Annotated in this window: 19 protein-coding genes; 5 read left to right on the top strand and 14 right to left on the bottom strand. The window is 40.0% G+C overall.

Going from position 1 to position 21,169, the window contains the following annotated elements; translation table 11 throughout:
* Nucleotides 1-31 precede the first annotated feature (31 nt).
* Nucleotides 32-760 carry an SDR family NAD(P)-dependent oxidoreductase gene (locus BMY14_RS06970; protein ID WP_091830421.1) on the bottom strand — a complete coding sequence of 243 codons (729 nt, stop codon included), beginning with the start codon at nucleotides 758-760 and terminating at the stop codon, nucleotides 32-34.
* A gap of 182 nt (nucleotides 761-942) precedes the next feature.
* Nucleotides 943-2,340, bottom strand: coding sequence for a MocR-like pyridoxine biosynthesis transcription factor PdxR (gene pdxR, locus BMY14_RS06965; protein ID WP_091830419.1), 1,398 nt, complete (start codon nucleotides 2,338-2,340; stop codon nucleotides 943-945).
* A 268-nt stretch (nucleotides 2,341-2,608) separates the two neighbouring features.
* Between pdxR and BMY14_RS06960 the strand changes: the two genes are divergently transcribed.
* Nucleotides 2,609-2,986, top strand: a complete 378-nt coding sequence (locus BMY14_RS06960; RefSeq protein WP_091830417.1) for a pyridoxamine 5'-phosphate oxidase family protein — start codon at nucleotides 2,609-2,611, stop codon at nucleotides 2,984-2,986.
* 103 nt (nucleotides 2,987-3,089) lie between these two features.
* Here the strand turns inward: BMY14_RS06960 and BMY14_RS06955 are convergent, their stop codons facing one another.
* A complete protein-coding gene (locus tag BMY14_RS06955; protein WP_091830415.1) occupies nucleotides 3,090-3,971 on the bottom strand; it encodes a LysR family transcriptional regulator in 882 nt (293 codons plus the stop codon).
* 136 nt (nucleotides 3,972-4,107) lie between these two features.
* Here BMY14_RS06955 and fosX point away from each other — a divergent pair, with 136 nt between their 5' ends.
* Both fosX and BMY14_RS06945 read left to right on the top strand, forming a co-directional pair.
* On the top strand, nucleotides 4,108-4,512 hold the full coding sequence (gene fosX, locus BMY14_RS06950; RefSeq protein WP_091830413.1) for a FosX/FosE/FosI family fosfomycin resistance hydrolase: 405 nt from the start codon (nucleotides 4,108-4,110) through the stop codon (nucleotides 4,510-4,512).
* Between the two features lie 101 nt (nucleotides 4,513-4,613).
* Complete coding sequence (locus BMY14_RS06945; RefSeq protein ID WP_245741294.1) at nucleotides 4,614-5,579, top strand: NAD(P)-dependent oxidoreductase; 966 nt, start codon at nucleotides 4,614-4,616, stop codon at nucleotides 5,577-5,579.
* A 398-nt stretch (nucleotides 5,580-5,977) separates the two neighbouring features.
* Here BMY14_RS06945 and BMY14_RS06940 read toward each other — a convergent pair whose 3' ends face one another.
* Nucleotides 5,978-6,586, bottom strand: a complete 609-nt coding sequence (locus tag BMY14_RS06940) for a TetR/AcrR family transcriptional regulator (RefSeq protein ID WP_091830409.1) — start codon at nucleotides 6,584-6,586, stop codon at nucleotides 5,978-5,980.
* 153 nt (nucleotides 6,587-6,739) lie between these two features.
* Here BMY14_RS06940 and aiiA point away from each other — a divergent pair, with 153 nt between their 5' ends.
* Both aiiA and BMY14_RS06930 read left to right on the top strand, forming a co-directional pair.
* Nucleotides 6,740-7,498, top strand: a complete 759-nt coding sequence (gene aiiA, locus BMY14_RS06935; protein ID WP_091830407.1) for a quorum-quenching N-acyl homoserine lactonase AiiA — start codon at nucleotides 6,740-6,742, stop codon at nucleotides 7,496-7,498.
* A gap of 17 nt (nucleotides 7,499-7,515) precedes the next feature.
* Nucleotides 7,516-8,835: an MFS transporter gene (locus tag BMY14_RS06930; RefSeq protein ID WP_091830405.1), complete on the top strand. Its 1,320-nt coding sequence runs from the start codon at nucleotides 7,516-7,518 to the stop codon at nucleotides 8,833-8,835.
* A 328-nt stretch (nucleotides 8,836-9,163) separates the two neighbouring features.
* On the opposite strand, the gene BMY14_RS06925 is transcribed toward BMY14_RS06930, so the two are convergent.
* From BMY14_RS06925 to BMY14_RS06880, 10 genes are all read right to left on the bottom strand, one after another.
* Complete coding sequence (locus BMY14_RS06925) at nucleotides 9,164-9,979, bottom strand: HAD family hydrolase (RefSeq protein ID WP_177177508.1); 816 nt, start codon at nucleotides 9,977-9,979, stop codon at nucleotides 9,164-9,166.
* 16 nt (nucleotides 9,980-9,995) lie between these two features.
* A complete protein-coding gene (locus BMY14_RS06920; RefSeq protein WP_143063147.1) occupies nucleotides 9,996-12,758 on the bottom strand; it encodes a sigma-54-dependent transcriptional regulator in 2,763 nt (920 codons plus the stop codon).
* A 636-nt stretch (nucleotides 12,759-13,394) separates the two neighbouring features.
* Nucleotides 13,395-14,225, bottom strand: coding sequence for a PTS system mannose/fructose/sorbose family transporter subunit IID (locus BMY14_RS06915; RefSeq protein ID WP_091830401.1), 831 nt, complete (start codon nucleotides 14,223-14,225; stop codon nucleotides 13,395-13,397).
* Entirely contained in the window at nucleotides 14,225-15,028 is an 804-nt protein-coding gene (locus BMY14_RS06910; protein ID WP_091830399.1) for a PTS mannose/fructose/sorbose/N-acetylgalactosamine transporter subunit IIC, read from the bottom strand. The genes BMY14_RS06915 and BMY14_RS06910 overlap by 1 nt, the downstream gene beginning before the upstream one ends.
* A 55-nt stretch (nucleotides 15,029-15,083) precedes the next feature.
* Entirely contained in the window at nucleotides 15,084-15,572 is a 489-nt protein-coding gene (locus BMY14_RS06905) for a PTS sugar transporter subunit IIB (protein ID WP_091830398.1), read from the bottom strand.
* 21 nt (nucleotides 15,573-15,593) lie between these two features.
* Nucleotides 15,594-16,022, bottom strand: a complete 429-nt coding sequence (locus BMY14_RS06900; RefSeq protein ID WP_091830396.1) for a PTS sugar transporter subunit IIA — start codon at nucleotides 16,020-16,022, stop codon at nucleotides 15,594-15,596.
* Between the two features lie 11 nt (nucleotides 16,023-16,033).
* Nucleotides 16,034-16,696, bottom strand: coding sequence for a bifunctional 4-hydroxy-2-oxoglutarate aldolase/2-dehydro-3-deoxy-phosphogluconate aldolase (locus BMY14_RS06895; RefSeq protein WP_091830394.1), 663 nt, complete (start codon nucleotides 16,694-16,696; stop codon nucleotides 16,034-16,036).
* A 163-nt stretch (nucleotides 16,697-16,859) separates the two neighbouring features.
* Complete coding sequence (locus BMY14_RS06890; RefSeq protein WP_091830392.1) at nucleotides 16,860-17,816, bottom strand: phosphoglycerate dehydrogenase; 957 nt, start codon at nucleotides 17,814-17,816, stop codon at nucleotides 16,860-16,862.
* A 219-nt stretch (nucleotides 17,817-18,035) separates the two neighbouring features.
* On the bottom strand, nucleotides 18,036-19,130 hold the full coding sequence (locus BMY14_RS06885; protein WP_091830390.1) for an NAD(P)-dependent alcohol dehydrogenase: 1,095 nt from the start codon (nucleotides 19,128-19,130) through the stop codon (nucleotides 18,036-18,038).
* A gap of 79 nt (nucleotides 19,131-19,209) precedes the next feature.
* Nucleotides 19,210-21,156: an oxidoreductase gene (locus tag BMY14_RS06880; RefSeq protein WP_091830388.1), complete on the bottom strand. Its 1,947-nt coding sequence runs from the start codon at nucleotides 21,154-21,156 to the stop codon at nucleotides 19,210-19,212.
* Nucleotides 21,157-21,169 lie beyond the last annotated feature (13 nt).

The raw sequence follows: 21,169 nt of genomic DNA, 5'->3' as shown, positions 1-21,169 counted from the left end.
CGTCCGTTATTTTGCAGTCTTAATATGGATTTTACGCTTTTAGTGAGTAATTAGCTTCATAATCCATAGCCACACCATATTCGTTCAATACCTTGCCTTGGTGATGCTTTCCATCCGTTAAAAGGTCAACAATGACCTTGCCCCCTTGCGGAAGAGTCTTCATGAATGATCCTGTCATATTCCCGTTCAAATCAGTCGTAATCCCGCCCGGCATCACACCAAATATTTCAACTGAGATATTATTTTTTGTATAGTACGCACCAAAAGCTGCAATCATTGAGTTTAATGATGCTTTACTGGTCATATAAGCGAAAGGTGCAAAGAAATCACTGGCAACTGTTGGAATGCTCAAATTCAAGATGCGCCCATTATTAACCGCTACTATAGGTGTAAAGGCTTTAATCATTTCAAAGTTTCCAAAGAAATTCACATCAAAAACTTCCCGTAATTCAAGGGTACTGAAATCTAAAGCATCCTTATGCATGTCACCGGGGATACCGGCATTGTTAATCAAAACATTCAAGTCAGCATGATTGGCTTTAATATATTTCGTAGCAGCATGAATAGTGGACACATCATTCAAATCTACTTTGATCCATTCCGCATTGACACCACTAGCTTTAAGCTCCGCCACGGCTGCTAAGCCACGTTCCTCACTACGTGCTCCCAATAAGATCGACCAACCTTGTTGACCTAATTGGCGGGCAGTTTCAAAACCAATTCCTTTATTTGCACCGGAAATTAATACTTTGTTTATCATAATATCGCTCCTTTTTTTCACGATTTCGACTACTTTATCAGTGGCGCTAATGTAACCACCTGTTGAAAACGCCGCTATGATGAGCCCCACTGTTCACAATATTTTCTAAGACGGTTTGCAAATACACCCAGCTTCATAGTAAGTCATGGAAGACGCAAAAGCAATATACAAAATTGTTATATTTAAGAATACCAAGCTTGATATAATAGCTCTATTCCCCGATCAATTTCATGATTACTCATACCACCAAAACCAAGCATTATTTGAGACTTATTATTGTTTTTATGCAGATATGTACTGGAGAGTGAAAATAATTTAACATTCTTTTCCTGCGCACGATTTATAAGTTCCGTTTCATTAAGAGAATTACCAACTAACTCTAAAACAATGTGGAGTCCCGCTCCCTGTCCAATAATGTTAGCTTGATCGCCGAAATGATGCTGGATAGATTGAATTATTGCATCATGCTTCTTTTTATAGAGCGTTCGCATTTTGCGCAGATGTCGTTCCCAGTACCCTTGTTCCATAAACATACTTAATGTTCTCTGCTCTAATAATGAAACATTCGTAGAATAATCGGCAAATAACCTACGATATAGGCTGAGTAATTGGTAAGGCAGGACCATATAGCTTATTCGAAGTGCCGGAGATAATACTTTAGAAAAAGTCCCTATATATACTATATTGCCTTGCGGGTGCAATCCTTGCAAGGCTGGAATTGGTTTTCCAAAGTACCTCAATTCACTATCATAGTCATCTTCAATAATGACACCGCCAACGGTTTCTGCCCAATTAATCAACTTCAGTCTATTTACCACAGGCATAACACAACCTAATGGAAATTGGTGAGAAGGTGTGACATATACAACTGTACTATTCGTATTTTGTAAAAATTCCAAGTCTAGACCATCTGATTTTACTGGTATGGGCATGAGAGAAAAAGAATGATTACGGAAAACAGTTTTGGAAATGAAATGTCCAGGATCTTCCATGGCAAAGTTAGAATGATTTTCTCTCAATATTGGTGCGATAATTGAAAGACTATCCTGAAGCCCCGAGCAAACGATGATTTGATCAGGCTCACAAGAAACACCCCGAGAGCGTGCCAAATATTTTTGAATCTGACAGCGTAATGCAAAATCGCCTTGTTGATTACTATAGAAAGCAAGTTGCTTCGGACTTGCTTTTAAACACTCTGTATAAAGTTTACGCCACAAGTTAATAGGAAAACTCCCTGGTGAAAGACAAGCCGGATGAAAATCAAAAGCATATACTTTTTCGTTGGCAAAGGCCTTTGGGGAATATGCGCTAATTGGATGAAAAGCTGCTGAAAGAAATTCCGGATCTATGAATGACACATAGTATCCACTTCTTGGCTTGCTGTATATATACCCTTCTGCACATAACTGTTGATAGGCATATTCCACCGTATTACGGCTTACCGATAATTCGCCAGCTAGGTTTTTAATAGATAGAAGCTTCGTCTTGGGAGATAATTCCCCCGATAATATTTGATTTTTAAGCTGATCATAGATTTTAGCATGTAATGGCTGCTGACCATTATGATCCAATATAAACATTACGCTCACCCAACCCATTTAATTGAAAAATTTTAACTACCGTCCGTATAGATAGTAATATCTATTGTCAAATTCCGAAAAATCTGACCCCCTATTATAAAATAAAACTGTCACTGTGATTATGGGTAGTTTTATTTTATAATAGGGCTATCCGATATACAACACATTATTATATACAGTGTAATCTAGCTGGTTCGTACAATAATCGTACGAACCACATTGCATCGGCCGATACCTAAATTTACTTAAACAGAAAAGGATGATTCTTATGCTTAACAAAAAATTATTGGATGTACTTTCACATCCCGTCGATGGAGCCGTCAGCATTGTAACAAATGGTGATGCTGATCCACATTTAGTCAATACTTGGAATAATTATATAGTAGTTACACCTGACGACAAACTATTAATTCCAGTTTCTGGCTTTAACAAAACAGAAAAAAACCTTAGCATTCACAACCATGTTCTTCTATCCATTGCCAGCAGGGAAATAGAAGGTTACAAAGCGAAAGGAACCGGGTTTATTGTAAAAGGAACTGCCCGTTTTATAAAATCAGGTGATGATTTCGATCATATGAAGGAAAAGTTTTCCTGGATTCGTGCCGTATTAGAAATAACTGTAACGACTGCAACACAAATGCTTTAAGAAGCTTTATTCTTAGGGTTCTATAACAAATGTCGAGGTAAGCAAAAAACAAATTGCTTACCTCGACCTATTTTTTGTACAAATGAATTATTAAGGTAACAACCTATACGCCAAATATAGTCTGCAGATAATTGTCAAGAATGCAAAGTGTCCTATTTAAAGCCGTGTAAGGAAATTTATGGGTTGCCTTATAGCATATTCTTTGCGGAATTGGCTCTGATAACTTCTGCAGAACAAACTGTCCAGTTTGTATCATGTGTGCACCTACAGAAGCCGGGACGATAGCCCATTGCCTGATGTCCTTCATAAAAGTAGTAATAAGCCCTGCCGAATCTAAATGAATACGCGAAGGGCAATGCGGATCCCACCACTGATCATGTTTGAATTGAAATTCTTTATTCCAAATTATGAATACTTCGTGTTGCGGTTCCAATTCTTTTATTTCAACAATGTCCCCGGCCTGACGTTTCGGTGAAGCAAGACGCAACAGCATCATTTCTTCAGCAAAAAATGGCTTAACCATGACACATGGCGAAGCTATTTCTCTTACCACAAACGCCACATCCATCTCACGTCGTTCAATACTATCAAATGCTTCCTGCGTATGCTGCGTTCGAATTTGCAACCGGATCGCGGGATTATGCTGCTGTAACATCTGATATAACGGTGGCAAAACAAAATGGCTTATACTTTCAGCGACACTAATTGCCAAACTTAATTGAGCTTCATTCGTTTGCAAGACTTGAGTTTCCCGCCAGAGAGCCTCCCATCTTTCTGCAATGTAAAAAAAGCTTTCCCCTTTTGGAGTCAGACTGATTTGAGATTCCCCTTTTCTTCTCTCTACCAACAATCCACCCATTTCCTGCTCTAAGGTCTTCAATCGATAGCTTACTGTAGCTTGAGATAAATGCAGGAATTCTGCTGCCTTGCTTAAATTTCCAGTTTTTACGATAGCTAAAAAAGCCTCAATACCGGGAAAGTACATAAAAACGCCCCTCAATATATAGAAAAATTTAATATATATTACAAAATATTTGATCTTTACAGCATTATTCTATATATGTAAAATTATCATTAACAAAGCTACTAGTCAAATAACTATTTTCACGGGAGGCGATAATGTGATAGAAGGCATCAGTCACATAACTTTTATTGTTAGAGACCTTGAACTTGCAACTAAATTTTTCAAACAAATATTTAACGCAGAAGAAGTTTACTCTAGTGGAGATACTACATTTTCAATATCAAGAGAGAAATTCTTCATGATTGGCGGGCAATGGATTGCAATAATGGAAGGAGCGTCTCTTCCAACTCGCACCTACAACCATATCGCTTTTAAAATACCAGAAGCAGATTTTGAAACATATAAATTACGCATTCGAAAACTAGGTATAGATTTTAAGCCACCACGCCCCCGCGTAGAAGGCGAAGGCCAGTCATTGTATTTTTATGACTTCGACAATCATTTGTTTGAAATACATACCGGAACACTTTCGCAGCGACTAAAAAGATATAAAAGGAAGTAACAATCTATTCCTACCACATATACAGTTTAAATCTCGTACACTATACCTTTATGGTAGATTTGTAATACGAAACGGATTTTCTTCGAATCATAGCATAGAACATGAAAGGTGGTTTACCAATGAAAATTCTCATTGTTGGCTATTTTAGCGAGACCTCAAAATTAAATATTATAAGGAATTTCCCGAAAAACTGGGACATTGTAATCGTCCCGCCTGGAAAAGAAATGCTACATCATATTGAAGATTGCCATGTGCTTATACCTGAACATATTAAAGTCGACAGCAGCCTGCTCTCTATAGCAAAAAATTTAAAATTAGTACAGACGGGTGCAGGATTTGATAATGTAGATATCAAGTCTTGCACGCAACTCGGCATTTGGGCAGCCAATGCCGCAGGCGTGAATGCACAAGCAGTAGCCGAGCACGTAATGGCACTGATATTATCTTATTATAAAAACATACCCTTTCTTGATACTTTCATGAAGAACAGGATGGATGAAAGTCAATTGGACTATACAGGGAGTGAATTAAAGGACAAAACGATTGGTATTATCGGATTGGGAGCTGTCGGTAGAAAAGTAGCTAATTTTTGCAAGGTTTTTGATATGAATGTGCTAGCTTATGCAAGAAATACGGTTGTACCATCTGACAGTTTTGTGAAAATGACGGATTTCGATACTCTTGTACGCACATCAGACATAATAAGTGTACATGCAGCCCTGAATCAGCAAACCAAAAACCTGATCAACAAATCCGTATTTGAAAAAATGAATAATTCCGTGCTTTTTGTCAATACAGCTCGCGGTGGGATTGTCAATGAACAAGACTTGATATTTGCATTAAAAAATGGGGATATTTCCGGCGCCTGCCTTGATGTATTTGAATCTGAACCTCTTCCAATTGACAGTGAGCTCAGGGATCTGGCTAATGTAATACTTACTCCTCATACCGCCGGCATGCCTGATGGTCTCAAATTTCATAAAAAAAGATATGATTTCTTTGTGAATAATATTAAACGTGTAGAAAATGGTAACGAGCCAGAAAGCAAGCTTAATCAATTATTATAGTTTTGGTAAAATAAAAAAACGGAAACGAAATAAAACGATTGAACTGACCTCCATAAATTAGATTTAGATCTAACTTATGGGGGTCAGTTCAAAAAGCCATTAATAGGTAGGCTCTTTTCGTGCGCCTTTTTTTATCCTTCAATATAAAAAAGGACTTCAAACTGTTTTGTTCCTAAAAAAAGAGCCGCCGCAGAAGTGAAAAAGCACTTCATACGACAGCCCCGTCTTCTCAACCCACTGTACGTACCGTTCGGTATAAAGTGATTCAATAAAAATGAATGTCCTACTGAATATCTTTCATTAACTGATATGAATCCAATCTTCTTTAGGTATTTGTTGGATTTTTCGTAAATATGCAGTCCTACAAGTGCATGTTTACCTCTCTATTCCAATATGTCCTATTTGGGTACAGGATTTTTTTTTAATCCTTCAATGAAAATTCGGCGTAAGCCTTGCAAAATTTGTTTCGTTGAAAACCCTTGATCTTGGATATGAAAATCAATGTTGTGAAGTGCAGCCAATAATGCCTCTACGGTATACAAAACATCCACATCCTCTACGTCTTCTAGTTCAACGGCCTCATTCAACAAATCCTGGCATGTAATGCGCATCGATTGATATAGTGGCGATTGCAATGGACGAAATCCAGATGAAGCTCGACTTACTGCACATAACCAGGGAACCTTCGCCTCCAAAAAAGCAACAAATTTTTCGATTACTTGATAGAGTCGATTTAAAGGAGGAACTTCCGTAGATTGATCAAGATACGCTTTCACGTCTTCAAATAAAGGCTGACATTCTTCGCGTACGATCTCCATGCAAATATCACCTTTTTCTGTATAGCGGCGGTATAAGCTCGCTTGCCCAACTTCAGCCATTTTTGCGATCTGATGCATATTCACATTCTCAACGCCTTGTTCAATGAACAACGTTCTTGCCGACTCTAAAATTCGCCGCCGAAAAACCTCATCTGTAGAATTTATAATAAAGCCAAGTGTTTTAGCCATTTAGCATTCTCCTTAAAATAGAATTTTATTTTTTGTTGACACAGGACAAGTTGTCCGTTATAATCAAGACACGACAAGGACAACTTGTCCTATTGATTATATCATATTTTCATATGTAACAACAAAATTTATTTAAGGATAGGTGATACCCCTATGACAGTTAAAAAATTATACATCCTATCTGTTGGTTCTTGCGAACTCGACCAATCAGCAGTAAATCGAAATCTTCCTCCTGGAAAATTGGTAAATATGCCAGTATGGTCATTCCTTTTGGAAACAGATGATGGACCAATTTTAATCGATACAGGAATGCCTGATTCCTTTGTCAACAATCCCGATTATTATAAAGGAACAAAAAGAGAGGGACGTCTTGTCCCTCATATGCTTGAAAGTGACACTATGGTAAATGTTTTGAAACGTGTCGGTTATCGTACTGATGACATAAAGGCGGTCATCAGCTCTCACTTACACTTGGATCATGCGGGTGGAAATGGTCATTTCCGTAATACTCCGATTATCATCCAGAGGGCAGAGTTTGACACCGCCATGAACAATGAGGATTATTCTCCGATAGAGTGCCGGCTTCCTGACTTACAATATCAAATCATTGATGGGGACTATGATTTAGTGCCTGGAGTGAAGATTCTGTCTACGCCTGGTCACTCACCAGGACATCAATCGGTGATTGTAACAACTGAAAAATCAGGTCCAGTATTGTTGACGCTTGACGGTGCTTACACCAAACATAATTTTGAAAATAACCTGCCCTTCCTGTCATTTGATCCCGAGATGGCTGCAAAATCAATTGGGCATCTGAAGGAACTAATTCAGGAAATCCATCCCAAAGTTATTTTTTTTGGACACGATAACAATCAAGCATCAAAGGGACGCACATTCCCCGACTTCTTGTAACGGAGGGGAATGCCCTTATGAACAATCACTCCCACTTAACCAAAAATGATCATCATTTAATTGGAACGCTTTGCTTACTCTTCATATTTGGGAATATCAATCTAACAATGTTCAATCTAGCCGTTCCAGCGATCTCGGCATCCTTTATGCTCACCTCTTCACAAGCCAGTTGGGTGATGGTCGGTTACAGCATTCTGATGGCCATCGGTGCAGGAACCTATAGTAAATTAGCTGATTCTTTTTCTTTTCAACGGTTATATATTGTTGGGTTAATCCTTTTTGCCGCTGGCTCCATTGTTGGATTCTTTGCAACTGCCTATTGGCAAGTAATAATTGGCAGACTGTTGCAAGCAGCAGGTGCATCAGCCATTTCGCCACTATCTTACGCAATTGCAACCCAATATTTTCCGCCCAATGTCAGAGGACAGGTACTCGGTGCTCTGTCCGCCACAATTGCATTTGCTTCCGGCTTCGGTCCTGTACTGGGGGGAATTATCGAACAATACGTCGGCTGGCATGCCTTGTTCCTAGTGTCTGCTTTAAGCATATTCATCATTCCTCTGATCCTCAAGTATGTCCCGAATATCGAACACAAGCGGGGGGCCTTCGATATCCTCGGATCTATCTTATTTTCGGCAGGGTTGACGTTCATATTACTAGGAGTTACTTTAAAATGGTTATTAATGTTGATCGGTATCGCCTTTCTTATTGGATTTGGTCGGCATATTCAGACAACAGTTCAACCGTTTATACCGGTAACTTTCATTAAAAATCTTCCCTACCAACGAATCCTGTGGATAAGTTTTCTTACTTTTATCGGCAATACCGGACTCACTTTCGTGTTGCCAATCATGCTTAAGGATACTTTTTACTTACCGACAAGCACGATTGGTCTACTTATACTCCCTGGCGCTATCTCTGCTGCACTACTCGGATCTATCATTGGCCGGTGGACTGATCATTATGGAAGTTCACCGGTACTCAAAATTTCACACTGCTGTATTATCAGCGGATTTATTCTAATGGGCTTTTCCATACACCTTCCACCGTGGGTTGATGCTCTTTGGATCATTATTCTGATGATTGGATTCAACGGAATCCTGACCGCTAGTGCGAAATTAGTGCCATCAACACTGAACTTGTCAGAACTCAGTTCAGGCATGGGTATCTTTACATTGTTTTACCTGTTGGGCGGCTCCTTCGGTCCTGCGGTGATTGGCCGACTTATTGACCTGAATATTCCGTTCTCTAGTATTTATTATATCCTCGCCTTGCTGGGAGTCGTGTCTTACTTGTTAATCCCTCAAAATAAAAATCAAGAGAATCCGCCTCAATAGTCATGACCTCCGGTAAAACGGAGGCTTGCTCAAGCCCTGGAAGGGCATATTACTAACATAAGCCCCTCAAGGGGGTGTCCGAATGGTCTAACCAACGTTTTACTTTTTCGGGCGACCCCTAAAGGGGCTTTTTATTTATGCCTTTTGCTTCTTGCTACCCGTAAACGGGTCCACAAACTCCTTAAACACTTCCGATTTTAAAATATGTTTTGAAGTTATTTCTTTGTCTTCTAATGAAAATATTTCTAAATCGGTATTTTTACTTTTTATTTTTTTAATTTCATCAATTGAACCAATGTTATAGAATGCTCCGATTTTGTATTATTTTTTATTTGCTGAGATATTTTTCTACGGCCCATGCCACACCGTCTTCATCATTACTCCTTGTAACAGATTGTGCCGCCCGTTTGACTTTTTCTGAAGCGTTCCCCATCGCAAATGAATACTTTACTGCTTCAAGCATACTGATATCATTGTAATGATCACCAAAGGCTGCCATTCTTGTCAACTCGATACCATACCTCTTTGCAAGAATTTTCACGGCATTTCCTTTGCTCGTTGCTATATCAGCGATGTCCAATCCACCTTTTTCTGAACTCACAAAAACCAATTCAGCATCAGTATTACAGGCAGCCTCAAGTGCTGTAGCTTCATTTTTTGGCAGTTGCCAGATGAACATCTTCAAGACATTTTCCCGTACGAGATCGGCAACCGATACCATCGTTCGTATTGGAATTCTAAACTTTTCTTCCACTTTTCGGTTGTATTCATGAAAAACTTCCGCCCGCTGGCTTTCCGCCGTACAATACATCGCATCATAAACACTTACTGTAAAATCATAACCATGTATAAAACAATATGCAGCAATTTTCTGTACATTTTTCGGTTGCAAAAATTTGTGATAGATAACCTCTCCACTCTGACAATTTCTTATAGAAGCACCATTACAAGCAATAATAGGTTCCCTTATGCCAAGCTGTCCAGCAAGTCCTTTCACATAGATATCGTTCCGCCCCGTTGCTAAAATAACTTTTATTCCCCGAAATTGGAGCATTTGTAAAACCGCTTTATTTTTTTCGCTGACTTCTTTTTTTGAATTGAGCAGTGTCCCGTCTAAATCAAAAACAATTCCATCAATTTTCATATTTGCATGCCTCATTTCATGATTGTTTTTTTTCATTTTTCGCTGGCAAACTGCTCAAAAAATAACATAGTTCTCCGTCAGGAATCTGCAAAGACATTTTAGCCCCGCAGCCCTGCACGAACTTACGCAGACGTTGAAAATCCTTTGCTCTTTCGCGCTGTATCTTGCCGCTCCAATCGGGATCCTGTAAAGCTTCACCAGCATGGATACGATCAAACATACAGGCTGCATGGAGATATGTCCTAATAATGCCGTCTTGCTCCATGACTCCCATAAAAAATTCACAATCAATTTTTTCGACAAGTCTCTCACAACAACTACTAACTTCCGCTACTGGCAAAGATTTCACAAATTTACTGAGCTGCCCCGCCAGCAATTTATAAACATCCTCATAACGTCTTATTGAAACAGGCGTATCCAATACTGCAGCATTTTCCTGCTGAAGTAAATTACGAATAATGGTCATGCCGCCATCGACAAAGAGACTACCAATATGGACAAATGGGATATCCTGAATCTGCGGATCGCTGCTCCCGACAATGAGACAAACATCACCCTCAGCCTGCGCAATAATTTCTTGAATATTTTCAACAGCACTTGCCATAATAAAATTCATTTGTTGCACTTCAGGAATATTCGTGAGCAGAATATCTTTGACCTTCTCTGCCACCCCTTTACCACTAGCGCAAATCAACAACACAATTTTACGTGTGATTTTCCTCGCTGCCGACAAAAATTGATATCTTTTTTGACGAAGGGTCACAACGTAGTCCTCATAAGCTTCATAAATACGTTTTACAGCTGTATCAATATCGTCATCGGTTGTAAACAAACGACGCCCAGTTTCCAAAACCAGTGCTGTCGTGACATTTGGAATAATTCTTACCTGCACACCAGTTTCTCGATTTAGGGCATCTTCCATCGTCACGAGAAATCCCATATCGACAAGAAGAACTACCCCACAGCCCTCGTCAGTCATTTTAACGACATCCTGCAGATCTTCTATAGTTTGTGCGTTATTCCTATTCAGTGGAATATCATAAGCTTTTATCCGATCTGTTCCCAACAGGTTATTGGCAACTTCAGCCATGCTCTGTGCCGTACCGCGTCCATGTGCTGCAATAATAATGCCAATCCTCAAATGCGTGAGATTCTCCGCCCCATGAACGAGAAACATCGCCATAAATCCCATTTCATCCGTTGATATTTTGCTGTTTAGTTGTTTTGAAATATTTCTTGCGTGTTCTTCAACAATTTGAAAAGCATCTTTATGTGTCGTCTTCACATGATTTAAATTAGGATTATAAATTATCCTGCCTGAGGTGATTCTTTCTTTAAATTGCTGCAAATGCCAAGCCAGTGCCACCAAAGTATTACGACCATAACTACGGTTTAGGCGGTCTGCCGCATCGTTCAAAAGATCATTCGCCGCCTCCCAAACTTCTTCATCAATAATACTTGCCGGCATATCAGAAGTTTCCCTACGACGCAGGATCTGTGCCACCGAACCAAAGTATTTTTCAAGATCATGTCCGACTTTCACCGCAATATCCGCTGCAGGGATACCAAGTTGTTGATAGTTTGCGAGTTTACGATCCACATACCCATAAAGGTCAATATGAAAATCATGCGGATTTGCCTGCTCAGAATGTATCGGTTCTCCATCTGGTTCTACCAGAATTCCTGAATGAAAAAGATCATTTACCCTATCATCAAGAACCGTCTGATGCTTTACGAGAGAAAATACCCGCTGCGGAATATTTTCTGATTTTAATTCTAACTGCTCGGCCAAGGTTGCTATATAGGATAAATAACTTTTTGCACAACAGAGTAGGACATCATTACGCAGTTCGCCAATATTCGCTGGACAATTGTAATTTGCAAAAGTTTCAAGTGCCTTGCCTTCAATCCAGACAGGCACACCAAGACGTATTGCTTCCTGATGCACAAAGTGTATGATGAGATTTATACGTTCACGTATTGGCCGTTCACTAATACGCGGCAAACTGATCTGCACTGGAATGCGGCGACGAAATGTCATGAGTAATGAGCTCGATATATCTTCCGAGGTTGCACCAATGATCATAAGATGGGATTTGCATTCCGCACGAGTTGCACCCAGCCTGCGATAAACCCCTTTATCAATGAGCATAAACAGCAGTTCTTGCCCCGCTGGCGGCAACCGATGAATTTCATCAAGGAAAAGGATCCCACCCTGGGCGTGATCGACAACACCCTCTCGATCTTCATTCGCACCCGTAAAAGCACCTTTCACATAACCGAAAAGTTGTGCTATGAGAAGCTGCTCATTTGCAGCATAATCCGCACAATTAAACTGTATAAACGGAATATCTTCATCATCAGTTTTTGTCCAGCATTCTCTGGCATAATTCTGCATGGCCTCCGCCAACAAATTTTTACCAACACCGCTTTCTCCAAAAATCAAGGTATGCAGCCCGTTCGGCGGATATACAATTGCGGCCTTAGCAAGCTCAATTTGTGCCTTAATGCTGCCGTCATAACCAACAATTTCCGAAAATGCCGATTTTTTGTCCCACGCTTTTGTCTTGATATTTGCAACTACTGCAAGAGATTGATAAACTACTGGACGAGATCCCGTTTTCTTCACTTTGCCCTGCTTGAAGAGTCGATTTAAATCCGCTGAAGCATCACTACGATGAATATCAAGTTTCGCTGCCACATCCTGTGCACTAACGCCTTTACTTCCCATTGCAGCATATTGCTCAAGATATTCTATCACTCTATCAATTCTAGCCATATCTATACCCCCTATCAACAAACTTACCTGTATTCCAATTTTTGCAGCGGCAACAATACTAAACTTAATATTATATTCTTTACCCCCACCTTTTTTCCCTGTGGGGTTTTATACGGTTTCGCAAATCATTGATTTTCTTCCACGCTAACGCCTCGTTCTCTTTTATAAAATCTCAAAGCCGAGTAGGAATCTATCCACTATTTGAATAGCTGACCTCTCATATCACTACTCAAACGGTTCCGCAAGTGACCGTTTTGTCTTAGCAAAGAGCAACATATCGTTCGCATATCTAAAAGCGAATTACTCTGTGTTCCAGTGTATGATCAAGCTCGTTCAATATGAACTACATAAAGGGCTAACGTTACCGCCTTGAATCGCAGACTCATCCCACTTCGAATGCCTAATATGATTCGTGTTCCTCATGTCGAAACTTTGCTCATCACACTTTCTTCAAATTCCACCTCATGCTGAACACCCTTGCGCTTGGCTAATAATTGGCAACGCCAGCCCCCCCATGGGACTTTTCACTGCCGAATTACGTGCCATGCGTGGTGCACAACGTCAGATTGCCTATTCGAAAAGAATAGGCAATTTTCATCAATCTATGAACTGATTTCCCTCAAAATTTTCTATAGATCAGCCAATAATTCCTAATGCACCACCAACTAATGCAAAAACAAACAATGCCAACAATACATAAACTACTTTTACCCCACGCATGATTGCCTTCCAGGCAGCAAGCGTTATAAGCAATGGCAATGCCTTAGGAACAATCTGATTCATCAAATCTTTAACTACAATTTCCTTGCCGCCAAGAACTGGAACCCAGGAAAAATCTATCGTGATAAATTTACATACCATAATACCCAAAACGAACAAGCCCATTATAGAAAAGAATGTCGTTAGTTTTTTGAATAATCCGCCTTCTAAAATCGATGTAATGGCTGACGTACCAAGTTTATACCCTTTTCTTATCGTCAGATGCGTAATTATCAAATCATATCCAAGCATGCATGCAACAAACATCACCGGCCCCATAAAACTGCCCGTTGCGGCCCATCCTAAGCAAATTCCGAGAACACAAGGTTTATATAAACCACCGGAAATCGTATCGCCAATACCAGCTAAAGGTCCCATCAACGATGATTTTAAATCAACAATAGCCATTTCATCAATGTCACTACCCTTTGCCTTTTGTTCTTCCAAAGCGATAACGATACCGTGGATAACCGCACCCCAGCGTGGTTCAGTATTAAAAAACATCATATGCCGTTTGAGTCCCGCTATAACTTCTTCAGGTTTATCCGGATACAGTTTTTTTAAAATTGGTCCCATCATAGACGCAAACCCACCAGCCTGCATTCTTTGATAATTATATGCTAAATGGCTCATAAGCCACCAACGCAAAATTGCAAATTCCAAATCAAGCTTTGATAAACCTACCGTCTTATTTTTATTATCATCCATTATATTTCATCCTCGCCTTCATATAAAGATGCTTTACCTGTTTGAGACGATTTGACTTGCAGCGCTGCCATGGTTGCTTCTTTCGGCTGCAATGTAACGTAAATATAACCCATGGCTGCACCAATAATTGCTGCAAACAACAAATTATTCATACCCGTATAAGCACTGATTGCAAAGCCTACACCAAAGAATACCAAAAGATCCTTGCGTCCCATATATTTCAAAAGCATTGCAATTCCAAGAGCCGGAAGTACCTTACCCACGGCGTTAAATCCCGCAACACCCCATACTGGAATGGATGCCAGCAAGCTTACAATAATTGGTGGTCCATAATAAGCTGCCAGAAAGGCAGGCACGCCTCTTACAAGGATAACGACCAACTGAGAAGGAACAACCTGTAAAAACATAAGCTTTTTAATATCGCCTTTTTCCGCACATTTGTCCTGAAATGATGGAATAATTGAATTGATTGACATAAATAAGATCCATGCATAATTGCCGATTACTCCAAGTGAAATTGCAATAACAACGGCTTGTTCCGGACTAATATCCCCTTGTATTGCAATAGCTGTTCCTAAAAGTCCGGCTGAATACAAATCAGAAGGATTTGCTCCACCTGTACTATTCCAGCCCAAAAATGCAACATTGATAGCTGCCCCTATAATGATACCTTCCACCGGTTTGCCGTAAATCAAGCCTACCCAAAAACCTGCCATAATCGGTTCACGAACAAGCCACCACCCCAGTGGATTCGAAGAACACTGGAACCAGCCCAATATGGCAACCATAATTGCTTCTGCCATTGTTTGTACCTCCATTATATAAATATATAAATTTTTTCATAAAAATCAACTCATCCTAAAAATTTACGGTTGAAGCTACTGCTTCATAATCTTTTTTACTGTCTTCAGGCGTCGCTTGAAAAAAAATATGCATATTTTTTGTCAATTCCTGCAGCATATTAAAGTCTTTTTCATCAAGTGTCATATTCTGATAAACTGCCTTACGTCCCGGTCCGGCTCCCAATCCGCCAATTTGCAGATTAGGAATTTTGAAACCTTCCTGCCATGTTTTATAGGTTGTCGTAATATCTTTAAACAGGACCATTGCCTTGCCTTCGCCCAGGTGGTTTTCATTCCATGAGGACACAAAATGCCCTACACTCACGATAGAACATCTGACACCAGCTGGCGTAGACATACGATAAATATTGCCCATCGTACGATCCTTAGCAAGCGTATCATTTACGATAATTATTTTTATTGCCTGTATTTCCTTAAGCCATCGTGCAACAACCTGACCATGTATTAAACGAAAATCTACTCTGACTAATGCAAGATCTGCCATATTTCTCATTCCTTTCAATATTTAAATAGCATTATCCAAACTTTTAAGTTCCTGTCCAACATTCTTACAACCTTCTCTGCCGGCCTTAAGAACCGCTTCCGCGAGTTCCTCGCCTGCCATATTGCACCGCAATACAATTGCTTCAATGAACATTGCAAGGTTTATTCCCGTGACCGCTGCAATATTCATATATCCGACAAGTGCCGCTGATATATTGGAAGGTGTTCCGCCAAATAGATCACTCATAACAAGTGACCCGTCCGCCATTCCTTCAAGCCCTTTCTGTACTTCTGTCAGAAATTCCTCTGGATCGATCCCCGGCAGCAAAGACAAAGCTTTCACATGTTTCTGCGTTCCGATAATCATTTCGGCACTTTTTATAATTTCTTTTCCACAATCCCCATGAGTCACAACTAATATGCCAGGGATTTCTTTTTCCTGCTTTGCCATGTTGAACACCTCTATCTCTTACCTTCTATATTACGTGCATCCGCAATTGCTTGCATAAACTCCTGAGCAGCTTTCGTTACCTTACCGAAATCACCATCTTTTTTGTGTGCTTTTGAAACATAGCTACCTACACCGACAGCGCTGCAACCCGCGTCGAACCATTCTTTAACATTGCCCGGATTAACCCCACCCGTCGGTACCATCTGTGCCTGAGTCAGCGGAGCTTTGATAATTTTGATGTATTTAGATCCAAGGAGTTCAGCCGGAAAAAGTTTTACAAGATCAGAACCGGCATTGATCGTATTAAGTATTTCTGTCGGCGTCATCGCTCCTGAAACAGTTACTGCCTGATAGCGATTGGCAATTTCAATCATTTTCGGATTGAGATTCGGGCTCACAAGAAGTTTTGCTCCAGCAAGCATAGCTGCACTGGCTGTTTCGGCATCAAGAACCGTGCCAGCACCAACAACAACATCTGTTCCCCCATATTTTTTAGCCAAATGAGAAATAATCGTAAGTGCATCTGGTACACTCATCGTGATTTCCAAAGCTTTGACACCGCCATCAACGGCTGCAATAGCAACCTTTTCTGCTTCTTCTGAACTGTCTGAACGAATGATCAAAATCATACCACTTTCGATAATTGTTTTCAAATTTTCGTATTTACTTCTCATTTTAAAAACTCCTCTTTTTAATTTATCTATTCTGTTTAGAATAGATAATTGTATACCAATGAAACAACGATATTCGACACACTAATTCTAGACTTGATGAAACCACCCTACTGTTAAATTTTATAAAAACACTCTTTTTTTACAAAATACATACTAAGTTTTTCTATTTCACTACATTGAATTTCGGTTTTTCACCCGATAAAACGCGAATAATTTCTTCACCGGCCATGATACCGGCTCCAATAATTGCTTCATGCGTATAAGCTCCAGCATGCGCTGTAAATGTGATGTTCGCTTGATCCATAAGTGCCGATTTTTCTGGTGGCTCCTGTGTATACACATCGAGAGCTGCTCCAGCAATTACATGATTTTGCAATGCGTCACAAAGATCCTGTTCAACGACAAGCTCGCCGCGGGCTGCATTAATAAGAAAAGCAGTCGGCTTCATCGTCTTAAGCCGATCAGCATTTACCATTCCAATTGTCGATGCAATTGCCGGTGCATGCAGTGAAATAAAATCAGCCTTTTTAAAAAGCTCATCAATTCCAACATAACATACACTATATTTGTCGATAAAATCCTGCTGCGGATAAACATCATAGGCGATAATCTTCATGCCAAAAGCATAAGCTCTTTTAGCAACCTCACCACCGATGTGTCCCATACCGACAATTCCAAGAATCTTACCTCCAAGTTCACAGCCTGTATGGCGATACCATTCTCCACGGCGAATCGCCCGATCCATCGCTGGAATGTTACGTGCTGACGAAAGTATAAGACCCATAGTCAAATCTGCCACGGCACAACTATTAGCTCCCGGGGTGATCGTAACTGCAATGCCAAACTTCTTTGCAGCTTCTACATTGATGCTGTTATAGCCAACCCCTTGCTTAGCTACGACCTTAAGTGATGGCATTCCGGCCTTTAAAACTTTCTCGGTCACCTTATCACTACCAGCCACCATGGCACTTGCACCCTGAATTTTTTCTATGAGCTCATTCTCTGTCATCGTGCGATCAAAAGGATTCATAACCAGCTCATAACCTTGATCTTCCAGAAGTTTTATCATTTCCGGAGCTCGCGAACGTGCTCTGGAACCGATGACTACTTTCATTTTCATCCTCCAGCTCCCTCCTTTAAGATGTCAATCTCCAACATCTGTCCATATATATTGCAAGCTGCGTGCCACTACACATAAACCCTGAAACATCAATAAAAAAAGTAGCAACTACGACACATAAATGCATAGTGTCGTAGTTGCTACTCTTTGTGCTGTGTTTCCTCTTGTTTTTAGTAACAGTCATTGGTGTGAACATTTCCACAATTCGATATTTCAAATTTAACACATTTTCAAGACTGCCTTAATGACTTTACCATTATGTGAATCTTCAAAAGCTTGATTAATATCTTTAAAATCGTAATAAGCAATCAACTTATCAAAAGGAAATTTTCCTGACTTATAATATGTCAACAATTTTGGAATAAAAAGTTTTGGTATCGAATCGCCTTCTATAATACCGACTAAACTCTTTCCATCTCCCATCAATTCCTTCTGTACATTAATTGTCAAATCACCAGTTGCACCTAACACGACCGCTGTTCCTCCATAGCCGACACAGGCAAGTGCTTTGCGAACAAATTCTGGAACTCCACTCGTATCAATGGCATAATTAGCTCCACCTGAGGTAATTTCTTTGACTTTACGGACAACATCATCACAGTCTTTGCGGTTAATTATATGGGTGGCACCCAATTCTTTTGCAAGTATTAAGCTGTTATCATTACCTCCAACCGCAATAATCGTTGCACAACCAACTATTTTGGCAGCCATAATGGCACTCATGCCAACAGTACCACAACCAAATACAACAATTGAAGAGGAAAATTCTGGATGCAAACGATTTAAGATAGTACCAGCACCAGTTTGAATTCCACAGCCCAAAGGAGCGGTCAAGGCTAGATCAATATCTGGATCAACTTTTATGACACTGTTTTGATTGACCACCGTGTAGGTTGCAAAAGCCGACTGTCCAAAAAAAGAAGATATTTTTTGTCCGTTTTGTGATAAGCGTTTAGTGCCGTCCGGCATCACGCCCCCAAAATTAATATGATTAAATTCTTTACAGATAAATGGTTTTGCCGATAAACAATTACTGCATTCCCCGCAAAAACCAAAAGAAAAACAGACATGATCTCCTTTTTTTAAATTAGACACCCCGCTACCAATTTCTTGAATAATTCCACAACCTTCATGTCCAAAGACTGCAGGTAACGGAACGGGAATAAACTGTTGTTGCGCTACTTCATCCGTATGACAAACACCGCAAGCAACTATTTTCACCATAACTTCATTTGACAATGGCACACCGAGGTCTACTTCTTCAATTTGAAATGGTTCTCTTGCTTTTTTTATTAGAGCAGCTCTTATTTTCATTTTCAAACCTCCTCATATCTATATTTGTGAAAAATCACCCCATAGAGAAAAGCTTCTTCTATAGGGTGATTTGCAAATTTTATAACTCAACTGCTATATTGAATGCATCAAAATTAGCACTTCTTACTGTTCCTATTGTATTACAGTCACCTACAATATAGGTTGGAATAGACAATTTAGTCTGTAGTTCCTTAGCGAGACTGTTTTCGGATTTTAATCCCATTGCAATAATACAGGTATCGGCCTCAAATACTCTTTCTTCTCCGTTTTCGGCAGCAGTTACAACGCCCTCAGAGGTAAATCGTATAATTTTATAATCGCCAAAAAAGCTAACACCATATTTCTTCACTTCATCAAACAGCGCAATACGAGTGATATAGAACATATCTTTACAAAAATCCGATTCTGGAATCATGTCAACTACGCTGACATCTTTGCCCTGCTTAGCAAGGTTAACTGCACATTCCACCCCAGATAAGCCACCACCGCAAACTACGATTTTTTGCCCGACCGTTTCCTTTTCTCTTTCTACATTACGAAGCATTTTTACATTTTTATCGTCAATACCCGGAATATTGGGTTTGATAAAGGTAGAACCAGTAGCGAAAATGACCGCATCGGCTTTTTCAGCTATAATCAATTCCGGAGTAACTTTCGTATTGAGCTTCACTGTTGCACCACATTTCATAGTAGTATGGATATCCCATTGCGCATAATCACGCATCAATTTTTTGAAAGTAACCGCTCCGCCATCATGAAGTAATCCACCCAATTGCCCTTCCTGTTCATAAAGGATAACTTCGTGCCCACGTTTTATTAGCGTCTGGGCTGCCTGCATACCAGCAGGACCACCGCCGATAATAACTATTTTTTTTGGTTTTTCAGATTTCTGAATATTACGATAACGATATTCACGTCCATTTACTGGATTGACCGCACAGCGGACAGGATAACCATGAAAGATTCGACCACAACCATCCATACATCGCAAGCAAGGTCGAATGTCCGCTTCTTCTCCTTTTTGTGATTTATGAAGCAGTTCTGGATCTGCCATCAACGAACGGCACATGCCAACGATATCTGCCTTACCCGAGGCAATGATTTCTTCCGCATCTGCCATCGAAAAAATATTACCAACTACCGAAACAGGAATATGCAATACTTTTTTTGCCGCTGCGGCAAATCTTACATTCTGCATATGTTCTTGCAAGTACAGCGGAGCAGTATATTTCACACTTTCAGCCATAAAAACATTACCACAGGAAAAATGTGCAATATCAATATATTCTTGTGCGCGCTTCACATATTCTATACATTCTTCAAAACGCAAACCATTGCGAGTCATTTCATCGCCGCTGACACGCATTTCTAAAACCATTTTATCGCCAGCTGCTTGCCGTATCGCCTTGAGTATTTCTAGTGGAAACCGCATACGGTTTTCCAATGATCCCCCATATTCATCCGTACGGAAATTGCTTTCGGGTGAAAGGAATTGCCCCAATAAATTATTGTGACCACTGTGTACCATGATCATATCAAAATCGGCCTTTCTTACACGGGTTGTACACTCGAAGAAACGCTTGACCACCCAATCCATATCATCACGATCCATTACCTTCAAATCTTGCATACACCCTGGGATTGGAACATTTGAAGGCGCAAACCCAGGCTTGACATTCATCGATGGAACACCGCCGCGACCAGCATGTGCAAGTTCGATAGAAAGTTTTGCACCATAACGATGCACTTCTTCTGCTAAAAGAGATAGTCCAGTGATATACTTGTCATGTAAAACATTTAATTCTCCATAAAAACACATGGCGCGTTCATGGTCAACTTGGGTATCACCAATGGTGACATAGCCAACTCCAGTAGCGGCCTGGCTACTTAAAAATTGAACAATTTCATTGGTTACCTCGCCTTCGGCGTTAGATAGACAGCAAACCATAGGCGTGAATTGAATTCGATTTTTGATGGTTAAGCCGCGAACCTTAATTGGTTGGAATACGTGTGGATATTTATTCATTATAAAGAACCCC

This window comes from Propionispira arboris, from assembly GCF_900109225.1.
In the GTDB taxonomy this organism is placed as follows: Bacteria; Bacillota; Negativicutes; order Selenomonadales; family Selenomonadaceae; genus Propionispira; species Propionispira arboris.
This window is presented reverse-complemented; position numbering and strand designations above follow the sequence as displayed.